17 protein-coding genes are annotated in these 17,173 nt (G+C 59.4%); 9 read left to right on the top strand and 8 right to left on the bottom strand.

Annotated elements, in window-relative coordinates; translation table 11 throughout:
• Window positions 1-129: 129 nt before the first annotated feature.
• Together KQ940_RS13340 and KQ940_RS13345 are read right to left on the bottom strand one after the other, a co-directional pair.
• The gene (locus tag KQ940_RS13340) at window positions 130-705 is read right to left on the bottom strand and encodes a DUF2726 domain-containing protein (protein WP_217414168.1); all 576 of its coding nucleotides are present in this window, start codon (window positions 703-705) and stop codon (window positions 130-132) included.
• Between the two features lie 107 nt (window positions 706-812).
• On the bottom strand, window positions 813-1,712 hold the full coding sequence (locus KQ940_RS13345) for a LysR family transcriptional regulator (RefSeq protein ID WP_217414169.1): 900 nt from the start codon (window positions 1,710-1,712) through the stop codon (window positions 813-815).
• 90 nt (window positions 1,713-1,802) lie between these two features.
• On the opposite strand from KQ940_RS13345, the gene KQ940_RS13350 reads away from it, so the two are divergent.
• Window positions 1,803-2,591: an NAD(P)H-dependent oxidoreductase gene (locus KQ940_RS13350; protein ID WP_217414170.1), complete on the top strand. Its 789-nt coding sequence runs from the start codon at window positions 1,803-1,805 to the stop codon at window positions 2,589-2,591.
• A 56-nt stretch (window positions 2,592-2,647) separates the two neighbouring features.
• Here KQ940_RS13350 and KQ940_RS13355 read toward each other — a convergent pair whose 3' ends face one another.
• On the bottom strand, window positions 2,648-3,541 hold the full coding sequence (locus tag KQ940_RS13355) for a LysR family transcriptional regulator (protein ID WP_217414171.1): 894 nt from the start codon (window positions 3,539-3,541) through the stop codon (window positions 2,648-2,650).
• Between the two features lie 100 nt (window positions 3,542-3,641).
• Between KQ940_RS13355 and KQ940_RS13360 the strand changes: the two genes are divergently transcribed.
• The 6 genes from KQ940_RS13360 (at window position 3,642) to KQ940_RS13385 (ending at window position 8,642) form a co-directional block, all read left to right on the top strand.
• A complete protein-coding gene (locus KQ940_RS13360) occupies window positions 3,642-3,932 on the top strand; it encodes a putative quinol monooxygenase (protein ID WP_217414173.1) in 291 nt (96 codons plus the stop codon).
• A gap of 5 nt (window positions 3,933-3,937) precedes the next feature.
• Complete coding sequence (locus KQ940_RS13365; RefSeq protein ID WP_217414175.1) at window positions 3,938-4,159, top strand: DUF2798 domain-containing protein; 222 nt, start codon at window positions 3,938-3,940, stop codon at window positions 4,157-4,159.
• Between the two features lie 166 nt (window positions 4,160-4,325).
• A complete protein-coding gene (locus KQ940_RS13370) occupies window positions 4,326-5,177 on the top strand; it encodes an AraC family transcriptional regulator (protein WP_217414177.1) in 852 nt (283 codons plus the stop codon).
• A 49-nt stretch (window positions 5,178-5,226) separates the two neighbouring features.
• Entirely contained in the window at window positions 5,227-5,826 is a 600-nt protein-coding gene (locus tag KQ940_RS13375; RefSeq protein ID WP_217414178.1) for a LysE family translocator, read from the top strand.
• Between the two features lie 230 nt (window positions 5,827-6,056).
• Window positions 6,057-7,676, top strand: a complete 1,620-nt coding sequence (locus KQ940_RS22970) for a diguanylate cyclase domain-containing protein (RefSeq protein WP_217414179.1) — start codon at window positions 6,057-6,059, stop codon at window positions 7,674-7,676.
• Window positions 7,677-8,228: 552 nt separating this feature from the next.
• Window positions 8,229-8,642, top strand: a complete 414-nt coding sequence (locus KQ940_RS13385) for a PilZ domain-containing protein (protein WP_217414180.1) — start codon at window positions 8,229-8,231, stop codon at window positions 8,640-8,642.
• A gap of 23 nt (window positions 8,643-8,665) precedes the next feature.
• On the opposite strand, the gene KQ940_RS13390 is transcribed toward KQ940_RS13385, so the two are convergent.
• The 4 genes from KQ940_RS13390 to KQ940_RS13405 form a co-directional block, all read right to left on the bottom strand.
• Complete coding sequence (locus KQ940_RS13390; RefSeq protein ID WP_217414181.1) at window positions 8,666-9,367, bottom strand: response regulator transcription factor; 702 nt, start codon at window positions 9,365-9,367, stop codon at window positions 8,666-8,668.
• A complete protein-coding gene (locus KQ940_RS13395) occupies window positions 9,364-11,175 on the bottom strand; it encodes a sensor histidine kinase (RefSeq protein WP_217414182.1) in 1,812 nt (603 codons plus the stop codon). Before KQ940_RS13395 ends, KQ940_RS13390 begins: the two co-directional genes overlap by 4 nt.
• A gap of 78 nt (window positions 11,176-11,253) precedes the next feature.
• The gene (locus tag KQ940_RS13400) at window positions 11,254-12,603 is read right to left on the bottom strand and encodes a vWA domain-containing protein (RefSeq protein WP_217414183.1); all 1,350 of its coding nucleotides are present in this window, start codon (window positions 12,601-12,603) and stop codon (window positions 11,254-11,256) included.
• Between the two features lie 141 nt (window positions 12,604-12,744).
• A complete protein-coding gene (locus tag KQ940_RS13405) occupies window positions 12,745-13,347 on the bottom strand; it encodes a nitroreductase family protein (protein ID WP_217414184.1) in 603 nt (200 codons plus the stop codon).
• Between the two features lie 158 nt (window positions 13,348-13,505).
• Here KQ940_RS13405 and KQ940_RS13410 point away from each other — a divergent pair, with 158 nt between their 5' ends.
• Window positions 13,506-14,411, top strand: a complete 906-nt coding sequence (locus tag KQ940_RS13410) for a LysR family transcriptional regulator (RefSeq protein ID WP_246590056.1) — start codon at window positions 13,506-13,508, stop codon at window positions 14,409-14,411.
• 40 nt (window positions 14,412-14,451) lie between these two features.
• Here KQ940_RS13410 and KQ940_RS13415 read toward each other — a convergent pair whose 3' ends face one another.
• Complete coding sequence (locus tag KQ940_RS13415; RefSeq protein ID WP_217414186.1) at window positions 14,452-15,303, bottom strand: DMT family transporter; 852 nt, start codon at window positions 15,301-15,303, stop codon at window positions 14,452-14,454.
• A gap of 368 nt (window positions 15,304-15,671) precedes the next feature.
• On the opposite strand from KQ940_RS13415, the gene KQ940_RS13420 reads away from it, so the two are divergent.
• Window positions 15,672-17,165, top strand: coding sequence for a carboxypeptidase M32 (locus KQ940_RS13420; protein WP_217414187.1), 1,494 nt, complete (start codon window positions 15,672-15,674; stop codon window positions 17,163-17,165).
• Window positions 17,166-17,173: the final 8 nt, after the last annotated feature.

Consider the following 17,173-nt stretch of genomic DNA (forward strand, 5'->3'; position numbering starts at 1 on the left):
ACGATCAACCTGCGGTGGCGGATCGGAGGAGAGCTACCGCGAAGCGGTTTAGTTCAACAGTGTATTAGTCGGCATGCTCTATTTCACCCAACTAGGCTGCATGCCATTTAGTTCATTACTAGGCCGCATTCAACGAGTGGCCGCACCAAGCTCAATCTCAGAATTCGACTCGGATTCGGCTGGTAATATTTCCTTTCGATCCACGTCGCCCAGCGCCGCCAGAATCAAGTTCTCTACCTCCGCCTTTTGATATCCCCGCTTAGCCGGCACCCTCACCAGCGGCATTCCGACCTGCTTGCAGATAGCCTCCAGCATCTCGTCCCGCTGCTGGCGTTTGCTCTGCTTGTGGCTGGCATCGTCCAGCTCTATGGCGCAGACAGGCGTCAGGTCATCCGCTTTGCAGATAACGAAGTCGAAGTGTTTGGATTGGATACGGTTGAACGCCTTCTGCCACTGGCTGCGGTTACGGCTTGGTTCGGGCTCGATCAGGTCGGCAACGCGGACCATGCCGAAGATACGGTGTTGCTGCGGGTCGATGATGGAATCGAGCACGCCGAGAAAGGAGCGTTCGGCGGCGGTGAAGAGGGTTTGACGGCGGCGGTAGCGGTGGTCGCCTTCGCTTTGGCTGGAAGCGCCTGAATTGAGCTTCTGTGCGATCAGCACAAAAACGAACAGCACCACTACAAGCGGAATGATCCATTCCATCGACATACTCCCTGATTCCGTGTCGATATATCACACCTACAGCCCTATGGTGTGCGCGGGATAACAGTTTGGATCTGAGCGCTTCGGTTGGCAAGTACCAGTGTCACCTATTGTCTGCTTGCGGAAACAATCTGTTCTCGCAGCCATTGATGGGCGGGGTCACGGTGTGAACGCTCGTGCCAGAGCATGCACATCTCAAAACCAGGGATCTCGATTGGAGAATCGACGATTTTGACCAGCGGGTTGTGGATAACCAGACGCTCCGGCAGCATCGCGACCAGATCGGTACTGGTTACAACCGATACGACGAACAGAAAGTGGGGGACAGACAACACCACCCGTCGTGTCAGCCCCGCCTCCAGAAGTACTTTATCCGCAACACCGCTGAATCCACCGCCGTCCGGCGACACGATGACGTGTTCCAGGTCACAGAACTGCTGAAGGGTTGGAGGTTTTTTTAAACTCGGATGACCGGCACGGCCCACCAGCACATAGCGCTCTTGAAACAACACGCGGTGGCGTAGACCCGGTGGCGCCTCGTGGCTGATATGGAAGGCGATATCGATCTCGCCCTGTGCCGCCTGCTTGGCGATGCGGGACGGCGCCATTTCCACAACCGCCAGCCGGGTGCCCGGGGCTGCTGAACGCAGCCCTTTCAGTGTCGGCTGCACCACCGCCGATTCGCCGTAGTCGGTCGCGGCAATACACCAGGTGTTGTCGGCTGTACCTGGATCGAAGGGGCTAGCGGGCGACACCGTGTATTCGAGCGCTTCCAATGCCTGCCGCAAGGGCTCACGCAACTCGTTGGCCCTCTGGGTCGGGAGGACGCCGCGAGGGCCGGGTATCAGCAGCGGATCGTCAAAGAACTCTCTCAGCTTGGCTAGATGGACGCTGACCGTGGGCTGAGACATATGCAGGCGTTGGGCGGCACGGGTCACGTTATGCTCCGTCAGCAGGGTATCGAGCGTGACCAGCAGGTTGAGATCCAGCCGCCTGAGATTATCCATGTTAATACCTGTTATTTCAGTAATTCATTTCTTCTATACCTAGCACATTCCTATCCTGTTCTCACGTCAAACATCACAGGATACGCCGCTATGAATGTTCTTATCGTCTATGCCCACCCTGAACCCAAGTCGTTGAATGGCTCGCTGAAGGCGTTTACCGTCCAGCATCTCGAAAACGCCGGGCACTGTGTTCAGGTGTCAGATCTGTATGCCATGCAGTGGAAAACCACACTCGATGCCGACGACAGTGAAAAACGGCGGGACGCCAGCTTCTTCCACCCCTCGCTCGACTCTCAATATGCATTCGACAATGGCTGGCAAAGCCCGGATATCGTTCGGGAACAGGAGAAGCTGTTGTGGGCGGATGCGGTGATCCTGCAGTTCCCGCTCTGGTGGTTCTCGATGCCGGCGATCATGAAAGGCTGGGTAGACCGGGTCTATGCCTATGGCTTCGCCTACGGTGTCGGCGAACACTCCGATACGCGCTGGGGCGACCGCTATGGCGAGGGCAGGATGGCGGGCAAGCGCGCCATGCTGATGGTCACTACCGGAGGCTGGGATTCACACTACGGTCCACGCGGGATCAACGGCCCGATCGAGGATATCCTGTTTCCGATTCAGCACGGGATTCTGTACTACCCCGGATTCGATGTATTGCCGCCGTTTCTGGTCTATCGCACTAGCCGTGTTGACGATGCGCGCTATACATCGATCAGAGAGGAGCTTGGACAACGTCTCGATGACTTGTGGACGACGGAACCTATCCCCTTCCGCAAACAGAACGGCGGTGATTACAAGATCCCGGAGATGACCCTACGGCCGGATATTGCACCGGAACTGGTCGGGTTTGCCGTGCATAAGGCGCTGCATAGGGACTAGCAGCGGTGCCGAAAGATAGCTGAATCAGCAGTTGAGTGGCAGCATGGGTGACCTGCCTAATTCGTCTGACACCACTCCTGCTGCCTCAAATACTCCTCCAATAATGACGCAAAGGTTTTGGCCCTGACCGACAGGGCCCGCCGGTTGGGCCAGACCAGGTATAGATGGCGCTCCTGTCCTTCCCAATCCGGCAGCACCCTGACCAGTTGCTGCAGTTCCAGCTCTCTGTAGACGGTGCTGATCGGCATCAACGCAATTCCACCCTGGGATTTGACGATGTTGATCATCATTTGAAGATCGGTGGATACATATTGGTGCTGCTTTTGGATCGATACTTTGTCGTTGAGCCGGTTACTCAGTTCCCATTGACCGAGGAGGTGGCTGGAGACGCTGGGATAGTGGCGAAGATCATCCACGCTGGCCGGCGGTGTTGTCTTGGCTAGCAGATCCGGACTGGCGACCAGAATGGTTCTGACATATCCCAGTTTTTTCTGGATCAACGATGAGCTGGGCTGGGGGCCTATGCGGATCGCGATGTCCGCCTGGGCGTGGAGCATGTCCACAACGTCGTTGCTCAGCTCGATCGATACCTCGATCTGCGGGTAACGCTGAATGAACGCCTCCCAGAACTGATCCAGGGGACCCACCGCGAAATTGGTCGGGGCCAGTATCTTGAGCGGACCTGCCAGGCTGTTCAGGGTTGCATTGAGATTGTCGAGCCGCTGGTCCAGTGAGTGGACGAACTCAGCACACTCGTCAAAGTAGATCTGTCCTTCCCGGGTTAGCGTGAGCCCCCTGGGGGAGCGGTGTAGCAACTTGCATCCCAGGTGTTCTTCCAGCGCATTGATACGACGGGAAACGGTGGCCACGGTGGTGCTTAAACGCTCGGCGGCAGCCGTAAGACTCCCCTCCTCCACGGTAATGACGAATAGCTTCAGCTCATTCAGCATCTTTGCAAATACGTAATTTAAGATTGATTAAATCACTATACTTACGATTTTTGCTATTTGATAGCCTGTTTCCTGTGAACTTGTAAACAGGAGACAAGCGATGGAAGTCTACAACCTAACGGCCAGAATCAGAGTCACAGATCCTCAGCGCCGGGCGCTGGCAAGAAAGGAGATGGCGCAGTTGCAGCGCCTGACCCGGCAAGAGGCGAAGTGCCTGATGTTCAGTATTTTTGAAGACCAGAAGCGGGAAGGAGAATTCCTGCTGTGGGAATCCTGGGAGGGAAAGGCGGGTTTGGACGCGCATTTCGCGCAGGCGCATACCCAGCGATACCTGGCCCTGAATCTGACGGAAGTGGTCGAATTCACCGAGTTGAACGCACTGGAGGCTTAGTTCTGATGTCCTTTAAATATCGCATCTTTTTTTCGCTGTTCATGTCCCTGATCCTCTCGTTTCTGATGACGGCCTGGGTCACCTGGATCAATCTCGGAGTGGTCGACGGGTTCCTCTTTAAATGGAGCACCGCGTTTTTCACCGCCTGGCCCGCGGCGGCCATCATCTCCTTCCTGTTTGGCCCCAGGATCCATCGGCTCACCAGTTGGGTAGTCAACAATGCATAGGGAGACACATTCAGTGGCGATTCGGGAAGGAACTGGCCGGAGTTGAAGATCGCGATTGAGGCGACCATCGGCATCTAGCACAAATCTTCCAGACAACTCTGTCGTGAGGGTTTACGCTAGGACGCTGTGAATAACGTTTTCTGCACCGAACTTCACGTCTACTGATATGGCAGCATCTACACAGGGTAACTGGGCTCACTTCTCGCGCGATGCCGATACCGGTATCGAGCTGTTGCGCACCCACTTTACAGGCCACACCCAGGCGTACGATCCGCACTGGCATGACGATTACCTGATCGGCTACAACGAGCAGGGGTTTCAGCAGTTCCACTGCCGTCATCAGGTGCAGCAGCTGACGCCCGGGAACAGTTTCCTGCTTGAGCCCGGCGAGATACATGATGGCGAGGCGCCGCACCCGGAGGGGTTTACCTATCGTGCGCTCTATCTGCCGGCGCACTGGCTGCACCAGCAGTTGCGCGGCATCTTCGAAGACCTGCCCGACCGGTACGAGCTGCATGTGGAGTCCACGCTGTCGGAGGATCGGCTGCTGATGGGCAGTATCGCCTCGGCCTATATCGCGCTGCGTGAGCAGGAGCCGCGTATCGTGCGCAGCGCCTGCCTGGATCAGATGATTGAGCGGATGACGGCGCACCTGAGTTGGCGCAAACAGCAGGCGCATGAACTGCTGCTGCCGCATCTGGCCCGCGAGGGGCGCGACTACCTGCATGCACATCTATACCAGGATATCGGGCTTGAGGAGATGGCGACGGCGCTGGGCAGCGACCGTTTCCGGGTCAACCGGGCGTTCAAGGCCGCGTTCGGCGTGGCGCCCCACACCTATCTGATTCAGTTACGGCTGGTACAGGCACGCCAACTGCTGGCCAACGGCCGCAAGCCTGCCGAGGTGGCAAGTCTGCTCTGCTTCTCGGACCAGAGCCACCTGGGGCGCTGGTTCCGGCGCGCCTATAACCTGACGCCCGCCGCTTACCGAAGCTTCTGCACCAGCGTTCCAGACTGAACCCTGCCCGCTGCGGAGAATGGTGAAGACCACCTATCGAGGAGTCTTCATGTCCAGTCTGGTTTTGAGCTTTTCCCTGTTTGCTTTGATCGCCTCCGCTACACCGGGGCCGACCAACGTGCTGGCTCTGAGCAACGGCAGCCGCTTCGGCACCCTGGGTACCCTGCCCTTCGTGATCGGCGCCTCCTTCGGCGCATCGGCGATTCTGCTGCTGACCGCCAGCGGACTGACGGCAGCATTGCAGGGTTATCCGCTGCTGAGTCGGTTGCCGGCCTGGCTGGGCACGCTCTGGCTGAGCTGGATGGCGTGGAAGCTATACCAGGCTCCCGCCATCGATCGCGAGGCGCACTGTGCCAAGGCTCAGGCCCGCTGGTACCAGGGCGCGCTGATGCAGCTGGTCAATCCGAAAACCTGGATAATGGCGCTGACCGCCAGCAGTCTGTTCGCCCCTGTGGATAGTTCAGCCCTGAGCCACAACCTGTTGCTGGCGCTGATCTTCTTCGTCGTCACCCTGCCCTGCATCGCCGCCTGGGCCTGGCTCGGCGAAGGCAGCGGCCGGCTGTTGAGAACCGAAGCGCAGCAACAGCAGTTGAACCGGGTGCTGGCGGTGTTGCTGGTAGTATCGGTGTGGTTTGCGTTGCTGAGCTAATCGCGCTGCCTGACCCCACTCACTCGGCCAGCGTAACGCTCAGTTCATCGCCCGCCCGCACGATGCTGTCGGCAGTTGGGGACGGTAGGCGCAGGGTTCCGGAATATCCCGCCGGGCGGGCGTAATCCCTTGTCGGGTGAGCGGTCGGCACGCTAGACTCGTCGGGATTTTTCGTCACAATACGCTGCCGCCCCATTCAGCGCTCCTGCGCTGAACTGACAGGACTCAATGTGTTCAGGCTACGTCCGAAACTCAACAGCATCACCACTCGCCTGATCGCCTTTGGTCTGACGCTTCTGCTGCTTGGCGCGACCGGCCGTGTCCTGGTGCTCAGCGAGTATCTTCGCGGCGATTTGATCAAGGCCAGTTCGGCGCAGCTTGAAACGCTGGCCACTTATGCAGCCCAGGATATTGCACAGAATCTGGCGTTGCGCGAGACGCTGCTCGGCCAGCTGTCGGGCCGCGTTCCGACGGAGCTGCTCGACAATCCCGCGAGGCTGCACAGTTGGCTGTCGGAACACGGCACGATCGATCCGGTCTTTTCACTTGGATTGATGCTGCTCTCCCCCCAGGGTGTACCACTGACAGGACCGGACACGGAAGTGGAGTATCTTCCGCTGCTTTGGGCAAATGCGGGTAGCGGCAGTGTCGGTTCGGCCAGCGAAACCGTCATAGGCAAACCCTTCGTCGATCCAAGCAGTGGCGCCCTGCTGCTGCCGATGACAGCAACCGTGCGGGACGCCAACGGGCAGCACCTGGCCTACTTGGTCGGCCTTAGTGCCTTGGATCGCTCAGGCTTTCTGAATCCGCTGTATTCCACTCATGCCGCGTCGGCCGCCGAACTGATACTGATACTGCCAGGAGATAATCTGTCGCTCGGTGCCGATGGCGGCAGCCTCACCCTCACGCCCCTCCCGGAATCGGGGACAGATCGATCCAACACAAACACGGAGGCCGAAACCCTGGATGTGGCGGTTCCCGTCCCCGGCAGCCGCTGGGAACTGATCGCTCGCTTACCGACCGTCGAGGTTTACCGCCCACAAACCGAGCTGCGACGCTTTATCCTGCACAATACCGGATTTCTGGCCCTCATCGCCCTGGTGCTCCTTACGCTGGGCATACGTTATCTGCTCGGACCGCTACGCCATGCCGCCGAGCATGCCGACAAGATGACACTCAACGAAATTCCCCTCGCGCCGCTGCCGGTCGTACGAGACGATGAGGTGGGACACCTGACCCAGGCGTTCAATCGCGTGCTGGACAAACTGATTGAGAGCCAGGCCGAACTGCAGCATATGGCGCATCGCGATCCGTTGACCGGACTGCCCAACCGCCACCTGCTGGCCGACCGCATGACCCAGGCCCTGGCAAGGGCACAACGCAACCAGACCTGGGTGGCGGTGTTGTTCCTCGATCTTGACCGCTTCAAACCGATCAACGACCGGTTGGGTCACGATGCCGGTGACCAGGCATTGCAGCAGGTTGCCGCCCGGCTGCAGGGCGCGCTACGCCGGGTCGATACCCTGGCGCGTGTCGGCGGCGACGAATTCGTCATTCTGCTGACCGATCTCGGTCAGGATGCGAAAACAGCCACTCAGGCGGTGGCGCAAAAATGCCTGGATACCTTCGACCAGGAGTTCACTATCAAAGGCGAGCCCTGTCGGCTCGGCACCTCCATCGGTATCGCGCTGGGCGATGGCGATTGCGCGCCGGATAAGCTGTTGATCTCGGCCGATCAGGCGATGTACGAGTCCAAGCTATCGGGTTGTGGCGAGATCCGCAGGAGCGTCGCCGAAGCCGAAAATCTGCCGATGCTTCAGGCCAACCTGAATCACGAACACTTCGATTGAAATCGACCGGTTTGAGATCAGGGTCGATATCGATTAAAAATGGTTTTCTTTTAAATAAAGATTTATTTATAGGGATAGTCTTAATTTAATATAGGAAAATTCCTACACCGCATTGAGAAAATACGTAAATTTTAACAGCGCAATTAATAAAACCATCAAACCACTTCGACAAAAATAAAATAAAAATAAATTATAATCAAACACTTAACACGAAAAACCCCAGCCAAATACACCTTTATAACTCTTTCGATCAAGGTTTTATTACAAATCCGTATAATCCTTACGCATATTTATTTGCTACTATTTTTATGTGCCGTGTTATTACGTGACTTTTCAAGCAGGCTGTAATCAGCCTGCTCGCTTTCGAGATATTACTAACCCTTCTGGAAGTAATGCCCAAAAAGCATCTCGACAATATCGGCATCCAGGGACTGGCTGATCACTCCCATGTGGGAGGGAGGCAGCAAGTGGACTGCTCGCAGTTGGAACACATCAGGACCATTCAACACAAGAGCAGGCTGTACACCCGGTTGCAGCAAGAGAGATCAAAAGATGGGACGGAACTATATCCGCCACCCGATGGGCATTCCGATCGAACTCGACTACCCCGACTTTGCGGAACATGAAACGGGTACCACCCAGGACGTCAGCGCCAGCGGCCTGTGTTGCTTGACTCACCATTATGTTGAGCCCGGTACCCATGTGGATCTATCGATCAGCGTTATCGACCCTACCTTTCAGGCCCGAGGCCGAGTGGTATGGTGCCGACGGAAGCAAGGGCAGTTTCTGATCGGTATCAGTTTCAATGATGCCGATACCGCCTATTCGGTACGCATGGTCGAGCAGATCTGTCATATCGAGGATTATCGCCGCCGGGTGGAACATAAGCAGCGCCGACGTCTCAGTACCGAGCAGGCGGCAATGGAGTGGATTACCCGGCATGCAGCGAGCTTTCCCTGCATCTGACTGTCACCGCAGGAATCGCCCCGCTAGCCGTCGAACCTGTACCCTACTCCGTGCACCGTAACGATGATCTCGGGTGCCTGCGCATCGCGCTCCACCGCCTTGCGCAGCTTGGAGATGTGCTGGTCCAGGGTGCGGCTGCTGGGCAGGTACTGACGGCCCCAGCACTCATCGAACAACTCGTCCCGGCTTAACACCCTGCCGCGGTTGCGGTGCAGCGTCTGCAGGATGCGCATATCGCGCAGGCTCAGGTCGATCTTCTGGCCGTCGCGCTCGGCACGCAGCTGGGCGGGATAGACCTGCAGGTCGGCCATCTGGAAGCTCTGCTGTTCCGGCTCGGACTGACGGCGCGCCAGGCAGCGGCGGGTAACGGCGTGGATGCGAGCGATCACTTCGCGGCTGCCGAAGGGCTTCTTGATGTAGTCGTCGGCACCCAGCTCCAGCCCCAGCACTTGGTCGATCTCCTCCGACTTGGCGGTGATGAAGATCACCGGCAACTGCTGGTCCTGCTGGCGGATGCGACGGCAGAGGCTGTAGCCATCGAGCTTGGGCATCATGATATCGAGCAGTACCAGTGCCGGGCCGTCGCTGCCCGCGATCCGTTCGCTGTAGAGCGTCCAGGCCTGTTCACCGTCGGCCGCTTCGAGGCAGTCGTAACCTTCAGCTTCGAGCAGGTCGCGCAGGCCGAGGCGGATATTGAGATCGTCTTCGGCGATCAGGATCTTCATCTTGTGGTCTCCAGACGAATCGTGAATGCGGCACCGCCCTCACCCGGCTCCAGGCGCAGGTCTCCGCCGTGGGCGCGGGCCAGATCCCGCGCCAGGCCGAGGCCGATACCGGTACCGGCCACACCATCGGTAAGCCGACTGCTGCTGCGGTAGAAGGGTTCGAAGATGCGTTGCCTGTCAGCGGGATCGATACCGGGGCCGTTGTCCCGCAGCTCGACGCAGAGCGCGGTGCCGTCGAGCCAAGAGTGCAGCCTCAGCTCACCACTGTCGGGCGCGTACTTCTCGCAGTTGCTGAGCAGGTTGTTGAGGATCTGCTCCAGTGTCGCCGGATCGTAGTTCAGGCTCTGGCCGATGCCGGGTGCAAATACCGGTTCGATACCGCGCTGACGCAGCAGCGGTGCAAAGGTGTGCAGGATGCGCTCGATCTGCTGATCCGGCTCAAGCCGTTCCGGTGCCAGCTTCAGTTGCTTGCGCTGCATCCGGGAGAAACTGAGCACGTTGTCGATCAGCCGCGACAGGCGTTGGCTCTCGTCGGTTATCACCCCAAGGTAGCGGCTAACGGCTGGATCTGCATCGTCGTCGAGACGCTGCTGCAGCATCTCGGCGTAGAGGCGCACGTTGGTCAACGGCGTTTTCAGTTCGTGCGAGACCTGGTTGACGAAGTTGACGCGCTGTTGGGCCAGCCGCAGTTCGCGGCCGTGTTCGCGATAGAGCAGATAGCCAAGGCCAACCAGCCCCAGGCCAAGCGACAGCAGCGGCGCAACCACTGCCAGCCATCCCGGCGATGCGGCCCGTTGCAGCGCCGGGGCGTGATACTCCAGCCGCCAGCTGCCCAGCGGATGGCTGAGCCCCAGACTGCGCAGGGCCTGGCCGTTGCTCTGGTAATCACCCCAGCTATAGAGCGTCACCCTCTGGCTGTCGAGCAGGCGGATCTGCGCGTCACCCAGCGCCTGAGCGCCCTGCCCCGCATCCGGCAGGCGATTGATCAGGTCCGACAGCAGCCGCGCGTCGTTGAGCACGAAACCGAGGGTGCGCCCCTGTGGATCACGCCACCAGTAGATATGCATCAGCCGGGCATCGGCGTACCAGGCGATCCAACCGGAGGCGGCGGTTGCCGTTTCGACAGGTTTGGATTCCGCCTGGGTACTGAGCCCCTGGGCCCGGTCGGACAACGCTGCCTCGGGTTCGGCCACAGACTCGGCCATTTTCGCCGAGGCTGACGGCGCTTCGGCAAGCTCGGCCGATAGATCGCTCGACAATTCACTCGGAAAGTCACTCGGTAAGTCAGCCGGCGCACGCTGCGCCAGTTGACCGCTGGCAAAGTAGTCGCTGGTCTTGGCGGAGACCGGAGCCTGCAGTTGTACAGCGGGGGCTGACGGATCGGATGCGTTGGGATGAAACAGACCAGGGGATTGCCAGAGCGGTTGCAGTCGCTCCACCAGGCGCTGTTCATCCAGGCTCAGCGCCTGGTTTCGCGGCGGGAACTGACGCTGGTCGTCGGAATCGAGCACGAACAGCTGCTGCACCTGGGCCGAGTCCTTGATAAAGCGACGCAGCGGGTCGACGGGGTAGTCGGTATCGGCCAGGTGGTAAAGCGCACCGGCCTGGCGCTGCAGCAGACGCTCCAGCTGCTGGAAGTGGGTCTGCAGCTCACTGTCCACCGATTCGAGCTGCTGTTCGATCAGCTTCTGCAGTTGCAGTCCCACCAGTTGCTGCTCGTTCTGCTGCAGCCGAAAGCCGAGCCAGCCGAGCAGCAGCAACGGCACCAGTACCAGCAGGATCAGCAGCAGCGCTGCACGGTATTTCATCTCTCTCCTTAACGCGACTATTTAACGCGGGGATGCCCGGTGTGGCTAAACACTCACACCGGGCAGCTCGTCAGTCAATCAGTAGGTTTGCTGCGTAGCGCGTTTGTACTGTTTCTCACGCAGCTCCTTACGCTGGCGGTTCCACTCCTCATCGGAGGATAACTTATCGGCATCCTGCAGCGCCTCCTCCTCCTGTGCTTTCAGCTCCGGCGATGCCAGTGCTTCCGCCTGGGCGCCAAGGAACTCGGCACTCTTCTGCAGCAGGCTCTTGGCCCCCTCCACGTCTCCCTGGTCGCGCAGCTCCACCGCCTCACGACTGTACTCGTTGGCGACCTGCTCCACCGCCGATTCCAGTGCCGGCTTGTCCACCGCCTGCTGCACCTCCTCTTTCGAGGCGCTGAACCGTGCCTGTATGCGCCCCTCGAGGCGAGCGGATTGGCGCGTGGCCAGGTTGGCATAGTCGACCTGCACGCCGGCCAGCTCCAGCTCGCTGCCGGCCTCCTGCGCGGGCACCTCCACTTCCAGCACCAGGTACTTCTCCTGTTCGCTGTATAGCTGGTTCAGGCGGGTACGCACCCGATCGCCAAACACCTCGCCCTCACGGCCAAGCAGGCGCAGCGGACGCACGCCGTTCAGGCAGCGGATCTCGATGATCAGATCCTGCGCCACCACCGACAGTACGTCGCCGAACTCGTACTGGAAGATCCGCGCCAGGTCGGCGGCATTCTCGACGAAGGCGTGGTTGCCATCGCTCATACCCGCCAGCTGGGTCATCAGATCCTCATTGTATCCAAGCCCCAAGCCAATGGTGGTGACACTGATCCCCTCCTTGGCCAGCGACTGACCCAGGCGTCCCAGTGCGGCGGGCGTTTGCGGCCCCACATTGGCCAGGCCGTCGGAGAGCAGGATGACGCGGTTGACCCTGTTGCGGTCGATGAATTTGCGCAGCTCCGCCGCGCCCTTGCTGACCCCGGCGAACAGCGCCGTATTGCCCCCGGCACGGATGCTGCGGATGGCGCTGTAGATCGGCTGGCGATCGGTCAACCGGGTGGCCGGTACCACCACCTCGACCTGGGAGTCGTAGGCGACCATCGAGACGATATCGCGCGCATCGAGACGGCCGATCGCCATGATCGCCGCCTCGCGGGCATGCCGGATCTTCTCCCCGCCCATGGAGCCGGAACGGTCCAACACGATCGCCACATTAGCTGGTGTGCGTTCGGCACGACCGGGCAGCTCGAAGCCGTCCAGCGAGATCTTGATAAAGGCTTTCTGAGGCGCCCCCGCCTCCATCACCGGAGTGGCGAGACTCAGATCGAGTCTCACCTCCTGTGTCTTGGGTGCCTGCGCTTTGGCCGTTAACGACACGCAGGTTAACAGCAGCAGTAGCGCGCTGATCCAGCGCTGGATGGGAAAGTATCTGTTCATAACCCGACTCCTTGTGCAGTTGATAGTAAGCAATCAGCTTCTGAGCTGCACTCTAGGTGGAGCGGGCCGAACAGTGGTCAGATGGTTGTATGGGGTTTGTAAAAGGTTTGTAAATCGTGCTGGCCGTCCGCTCCGCGACGATCAAAAACGGTTGGCAACCAGCACTTCATCCAGCGGTAGTTGACCGCCCCTCGGCCAGGGCTCGACCACCGCCTTGCCCATCGCCAGCATCACGACGATCAGATGATCCTCCGGCAAACCGATCAGTTGTGCCACCCGATCCGGGTCGAAACCGATCATCGGGCAACAAGCGTATCCCAAGGCCTGGGCCGAGAGCATGATATTCTGTGCGGCAAAGGCGCCTGAGCGTATCGCTTCGTCCCGCTGCAACCAGTCCCTATCCTGATAGAACGACTTGAGCATCGGCACCAGCACATCGCGCTTCTCGTCGTCCACATTACGCCAGTAGCGTTCCGGCTGCTTCTCCCATGCCTTGATATCCGCCGCAACGATCAACAGCTCGGAGGCGTCGGTCACCTGCGCCTGCCCCCAGGCTGCCTCCTTGATCGCGTGACGCAGTTCGGGGTCCTGCACGCGCACAAAGCGCCAGTGCTGGATATTGAACGAGGTCGGGGCCAGGATGGCGTGTTCCATTATCTGCTGAAACGCCTGCTCCCCGATACGGTATTCCGGATCGAACTGCTTGATGGAACGGCGTTCGGTAATGACTTGGTGTAGGTTCATATGTGCTCCTCCGTGTGGTTTTTCTATATCCTGTCACTCGCTCAGAAGCACAAAAATAGAGCCCCATGCAGGAGCATTCATGCACTAAACGCATAGATGATTCGCTATACTCCCGCTCTGACCGACGACCCAAGAGACAGATTCAAATGTTTGAGGCGATGGAACATTTTGTAACAGTGGTGGACAGTGGTTCCTTCAGCAAGGCGGCCGAACGACTCCGCAAGAACGCCTCCTCCGTCGCCCGACAGGTAGACCGGCTGGAGCAGGAGCTGCAAACCCGGCTGTTTATCCGCTCTACTCGGCGGTTGGAACTAACGCTCGACGGCGAAAGCTTTTACCACCAATGTGTGGATATCCTGCAATCGGTGCGCGACGCACGGCAGTCTTTTCTGGATATCGGCTCCGATATTCACGGAGAGGTGATGATCAGTGTCTTCGACACCTACGGACAGGCCAAGGTAGTACCTCTGCTACCGGAGTTTCAACAGCTCTACCCCAACACCCGGGTCGCAATCAGCCTGGATAATGCCCTGATCGACCTGCACGCGAGTCCTTTCGATCTGGCGATACGCTACGGCCGTCCGACGGACTCCAACCTGATCGGTAAAACCCTGGTACATAACACCGGAGTGCTGGTCGCAAGCCCGGCATACCTGGATAAGCACGGCCCCCCTGCACAACCGGAAGCGCTCAAGGAACACAGATGCCTGACCCTGCTAAAACAGCGTCAACATGTCTATTGGTACTTTCGCAACGGCGATCAATACAGAAAAGTGCGAATCGACAGTCCACTCTCCTCCTGTGGAGGAGCTCCACTACTGCAGTGGGTCAGAGAAGGCATAGGGCTTACACTCTTACCGCACTGGTTTGTGGACAGTCTGCTCGAAACCGGCGAACTGGTGGAGGTGATGCCCGAGTGGGAGGCCAACCTGACCGACTCCGAAGACACCCGGATCCAGATGCTGTGGAAACCCGGCAGTGCGCATAAACCCGTGGTGCGCGCCATGATCGACTTCCTGACGGGACGTCTGGAGAGCCTCCCCTACAAGAGGCCCTCCCGATGAGCACTTTTCGGGCACCATACCCGCCCGACGGTTATGAACCTCAGCCGCGATAGACCAGCATCACGCCCAGCAGGATCGCCACCATCCCCACCACCACGCTCAGCGGCAAGATGTTACCCAGGAAAAGGAAGTCCATCAGCGCAGTGACCACCGGCACCAGATAAAACAGGCTGGTGACATTAACCAGGTTGCCCTGACTGATCAGCCGGTAGAGCAGCAACTGCGCCACCACGGAGATCACCAGCCCCAACCAGAGCCAGGGGATCAGAAAGCCCCAGCTCCAGTTCACCTCCAGCGGCTGCCAGGGGCTGATCAACAGACACAACAGCAGACTCACACCGTACTGAAGCGGCAGCACCTGCAGCGGTGACTGACTGATCCCCTTTTGCAGAATGGCACCGGCCGTCATGCATCCCAGAGCGCCCAGGGCAAACAGCATCCCCAGAACCGAAATGTGGGCCTGGGTAATACTTTGCCAAACCACCAGCACCAGCCCCGCAATAGCCAGCAACAAACCCAGGAGCCGGACCGGCTGATAGCCACGCTCCAGCAGCGCCAGGGTTAATACCGGTTGTGCACCGAGCACCGTGGCCAACACGCCAGGGGTTATGCCGTGATCCAGCGCCAGAAAGTAGCAGGCCGAGTAACTTCCGATCAGCAGAACGCCGGTCAGTACAACCCGGGGGGCGGTACCTGGCTGGGGTCGCCACTGCCGCTGCAAAACGCCCAGCATCAGCAGAACCGATGCCGCCAGCACAAAACGCAGGATCAGAAAAGCAAAGGGGGTTGAGTAGTCCAACCCCTGTCTGGAGAAGATCGCGCCGCTGCCCCAAAGCAGGACAAAGAGCGAGGTCGAGCCTAGAGCGGCCCAGTTTATAGATGTCCACAACATGATTAATCGCCTGTAATTGAACCTAAACAGGCTTCCGCCAGACGAACCTGGAGAGCAAGCGGATCGCTGAACGACGGAAACCGGAAATAATGCTTAGCGCGCTGCCGACAGTGTTGGCGGTGGCGCTGAAGCCAGGGGGGCGCCGGGTGGCAGCGCTACAGGCGGAGCGACTTTAGAGATCGGAGCTGACACACTCGAGGACCACATCATGCCATCGGCACAACCTGCACAGGTAGATTCGACTTTTTGGTGTGTTGAAATAAACATGATGTCAGCTTTGTTGAATGACGAGAGTAAGTAATATAGGAGGGTGTAGCGGTGTATGCAAAAGTTAATTGGCCCCGGACTATTTCAAAAAGGAGCGCCAGATGAGTGCCTATAGATCTCTCGTTCAACAGTTTGACCGCCTGGACAAGCTCGCCCACGCCAGCACCTTCCTCGGTTGGGACCAGCAGGTGATGATGCCGCCGGGTGGCGCCGAGGCCCGCGCCCAGGCGCTGGCGGAGCTGCACCAGATCCGCCATGAACTGCTGACCGCCGAGCAGATGGGCGCCTGGTTCGAAGAGGCCCTGCAGGAGGGCGAAACAGCCGAGCAGCAGGCCAACCTGCGCGAGATGCACCGGATATGGCAGCAGGCGACCTGTCTGCCCGCCGACCTGGTGCAGGCGCAATCGCTGGCCGCCTCACGCTGCGAGCACGCATGGCGGGTACAGCGTGGCGAAAATGACTGGCAGGGGTTCCTCGGCAATTTCAAGGAGCTGGTACGCCTGACCCGGGAAGAGGCCAAGGCGCGTCAGGCGGCGGAGCCTGATCGCTTCGCCACCCCCTATGACGCCCTGCTCGATCTCTACTCCAGCGGCGACTGCAGCGCCTCGATCGCCCAGGTGTTCGACGGACTGAAGGCGCAGCTGCCGAGTTTGATCGACGAGGTGATCGATCGCCAGCGCCGCGCACCCCATATCGACCTGAGCGGCCACTACGATATCGGTGTGCAGCAGCAGCTGAGCCGTCGGGTGATGGAGGTGCTGGGGTTCGATTTTGGCCGCGGGCGGCTGGATATCAGCAGCCACCCGTTCAGTACCGGGGTACGCGGCGACCACCGCATCACCACCCGTTACAAGGAGCACGATTTCATCGAGGCGCTGATGGGCACGGTGCATGAAACCGGCCACGCCAGCTACGAGGCGGGACTACCCGAGGCGTGGAGCGGCCAGCCGGTGGGCGATGCGCGCAGCATGAGCATCCATGAGAGCCAGAGCCTGCTGTTCGAGAAGCAACTGCTGCTGTCCAAGCCGTTCGTGCAGTTCCTGACGCCGCTGATCCACCAGCACTTCCCGTCATTGAAGGATGTGGACAGCGACCAGTTCTGGCAGGCGATGGCCCGGGTCAATCGCGGCTTTATCCGGGTAGAGGCGGACGAGGTCACCTATCCGATGCATATCGTGCTGCGCTACGAGATCGAGTCCGCGCTGATCAACGGCGAGATGGAGGCGGAGGATATTCCCGACGCCTGGGCCGAGAAGATGAAGGCCTACCTGGGGTTGAATACCCACGGCAACTATAAGGATGGCTGTCTGCAGGATATTCACTGGCCCTCGGGCGCCTTCGGCTACTTCCCCTCCTACACCCTGGGCGCATTGAACGCAGCGCAACTGTTTGCCGCCCTGCGCCGGGATATCCCCGCCCTGGATATTCAACTGCGCGCGGGCGATGTCACGCAGCTGCGCCAGTGGCTGGGCGAGCGGATCTGGAGCAAGGGCTCCTTCCTCAGCTCAGAGGAGCTGATCACCCAGGCCACCGGCGAGCCGACCAACCCGGAGCACTTTATCCGCCATATCCGCAACCGCTATCTGGACAAGTAGGAGCAAGG

Origin of the sequence: Marinobacterium ramblicola, from assembly GCF_019084545.1 — a bacterium.
Lineage (GTDB): Bacteria > Pseudomonadota > Gammaproteobacteria > Pseudomonadales > Balneatricaceae > Marinobacterium_D > Marinobacterium_D ramblicola.

Excerpts from the sequence above, each read along its gene's own strand:
- KQ940_RS13340 (WP_217414168.1), bottom strand. The coding sequence starts at position 705 with ATGGAATGGATCATTCCGCTTGTAGTGGTGCTGTTCGTTTTTGTGCTG.
- KQ940_RS13345 (WP_217414169.1), bottom strand. The coding sequence starts at position 1,712 with ATGGATAATCTCAGGCGGCTGGATCTCAACCTGCTGGTCACGCTCGAT.
- KQ940_RS13350 (WP_217414170.1), top strand. The coding sequence starts at position 1,803 with ATGAATGTTCTTATCGTCTATGCCCACCCTGAACCCAAGTCGTTGAAT.
- KQ940_RS13355 (WP_217414171.1), bottom strand. The coding sequence starts at position 3,541 with ATGCTGAATGAGCTGAAGCTATTCGTCATTACCGTGGAGGAGGGGAGT.
- KQ940_RS13360 (WP_217414173.1), top strand. The coding sequence starts at position 3,642 with ATGGAAGTCTACAACCTAACGGCCAGAATCAGAGTCACAGATCCTCAG.
- KQ940_RS13365 (WP_217414175.1), top strand. The coding sequence starts at position 3,938 with ATGTCCTTTAAATATCGCATCTTTTTTTCGCTGTTCATGTCCCTGATC.
- KQ940_RS13370 (WP_217414177.1), top strand. The coding sequence starts at position 4,326 with ATGGCAGCATCTACACAGGGTAACTGGGCTCACTTCTCGCGCGATGCC.
- KQ940_RS13375 (WP_217414178.1), top strand. The coding sequence starts at position 5,227 with ATGTCCAGTCTGGTTTTGAGCTTTTCCCTGTTTGCTTTGATCGCCTCC.
- KQ940_RS13385 (WP_217414180.1), top strand. The coding sequence starts at position 8,229 with ATGGGACGGAACTATATCCGCCACCCGATGGGCATTCCGATCGAACTC.
- KQ940_RS13390 (WP_217414181.1), bottom strand. The coding sequence starts at position 9,367 with ATGAAGATCCTGATCGCCGAAGACGATCTCAATATCCGCCTCGGCCTG.
- KQ940_RS13395 (WP_217414182.1), bottom strand. The coding sequence starts at position 11,175 with ATGAAATACCGTGCAGCGCTGCTGCTGATCCTGCTGGTACTGGTGCCG.
- KQ940_RS13400 (WP_217414183.1), bottom strand. The coding sequence starts at position 12,603 with ATGAACAGATACTTTCCCATCCAGCGCTGGATCAGCGCGCTACTGCTG.
- KQ940_RS13405 (WP_217414184.1), bottom strand. The coding sequence starts at position 13,347 with ATGAACCTACACCAAGTCATTACCGAACGCCGTTCCATCAAGCAGTTC.
- KQ940_RS13410 (WP_246590056.1), top strand. The coding sequence starts at position 13,506 with ATGGAACATTTTGTAACAGTGGTGGACAGTGGTTCCTTCAGCAAGGCG.
- KQ940_RS13415 (WP_217414186.1), bottom strand. The coding sequence starts at position 15,303 with ATGTTGTGGACATCTATAAACTGGGCCGCTCTAGGCTCGACCTCGCTC.
- KQ940_RS13420 (WP_217414187.1), top strand. The coding sequence starts at position 15,672 with ATGAGTGCCTATAGATCTCTCGTTCAACAGTTTGACCGCCTGGACAAG.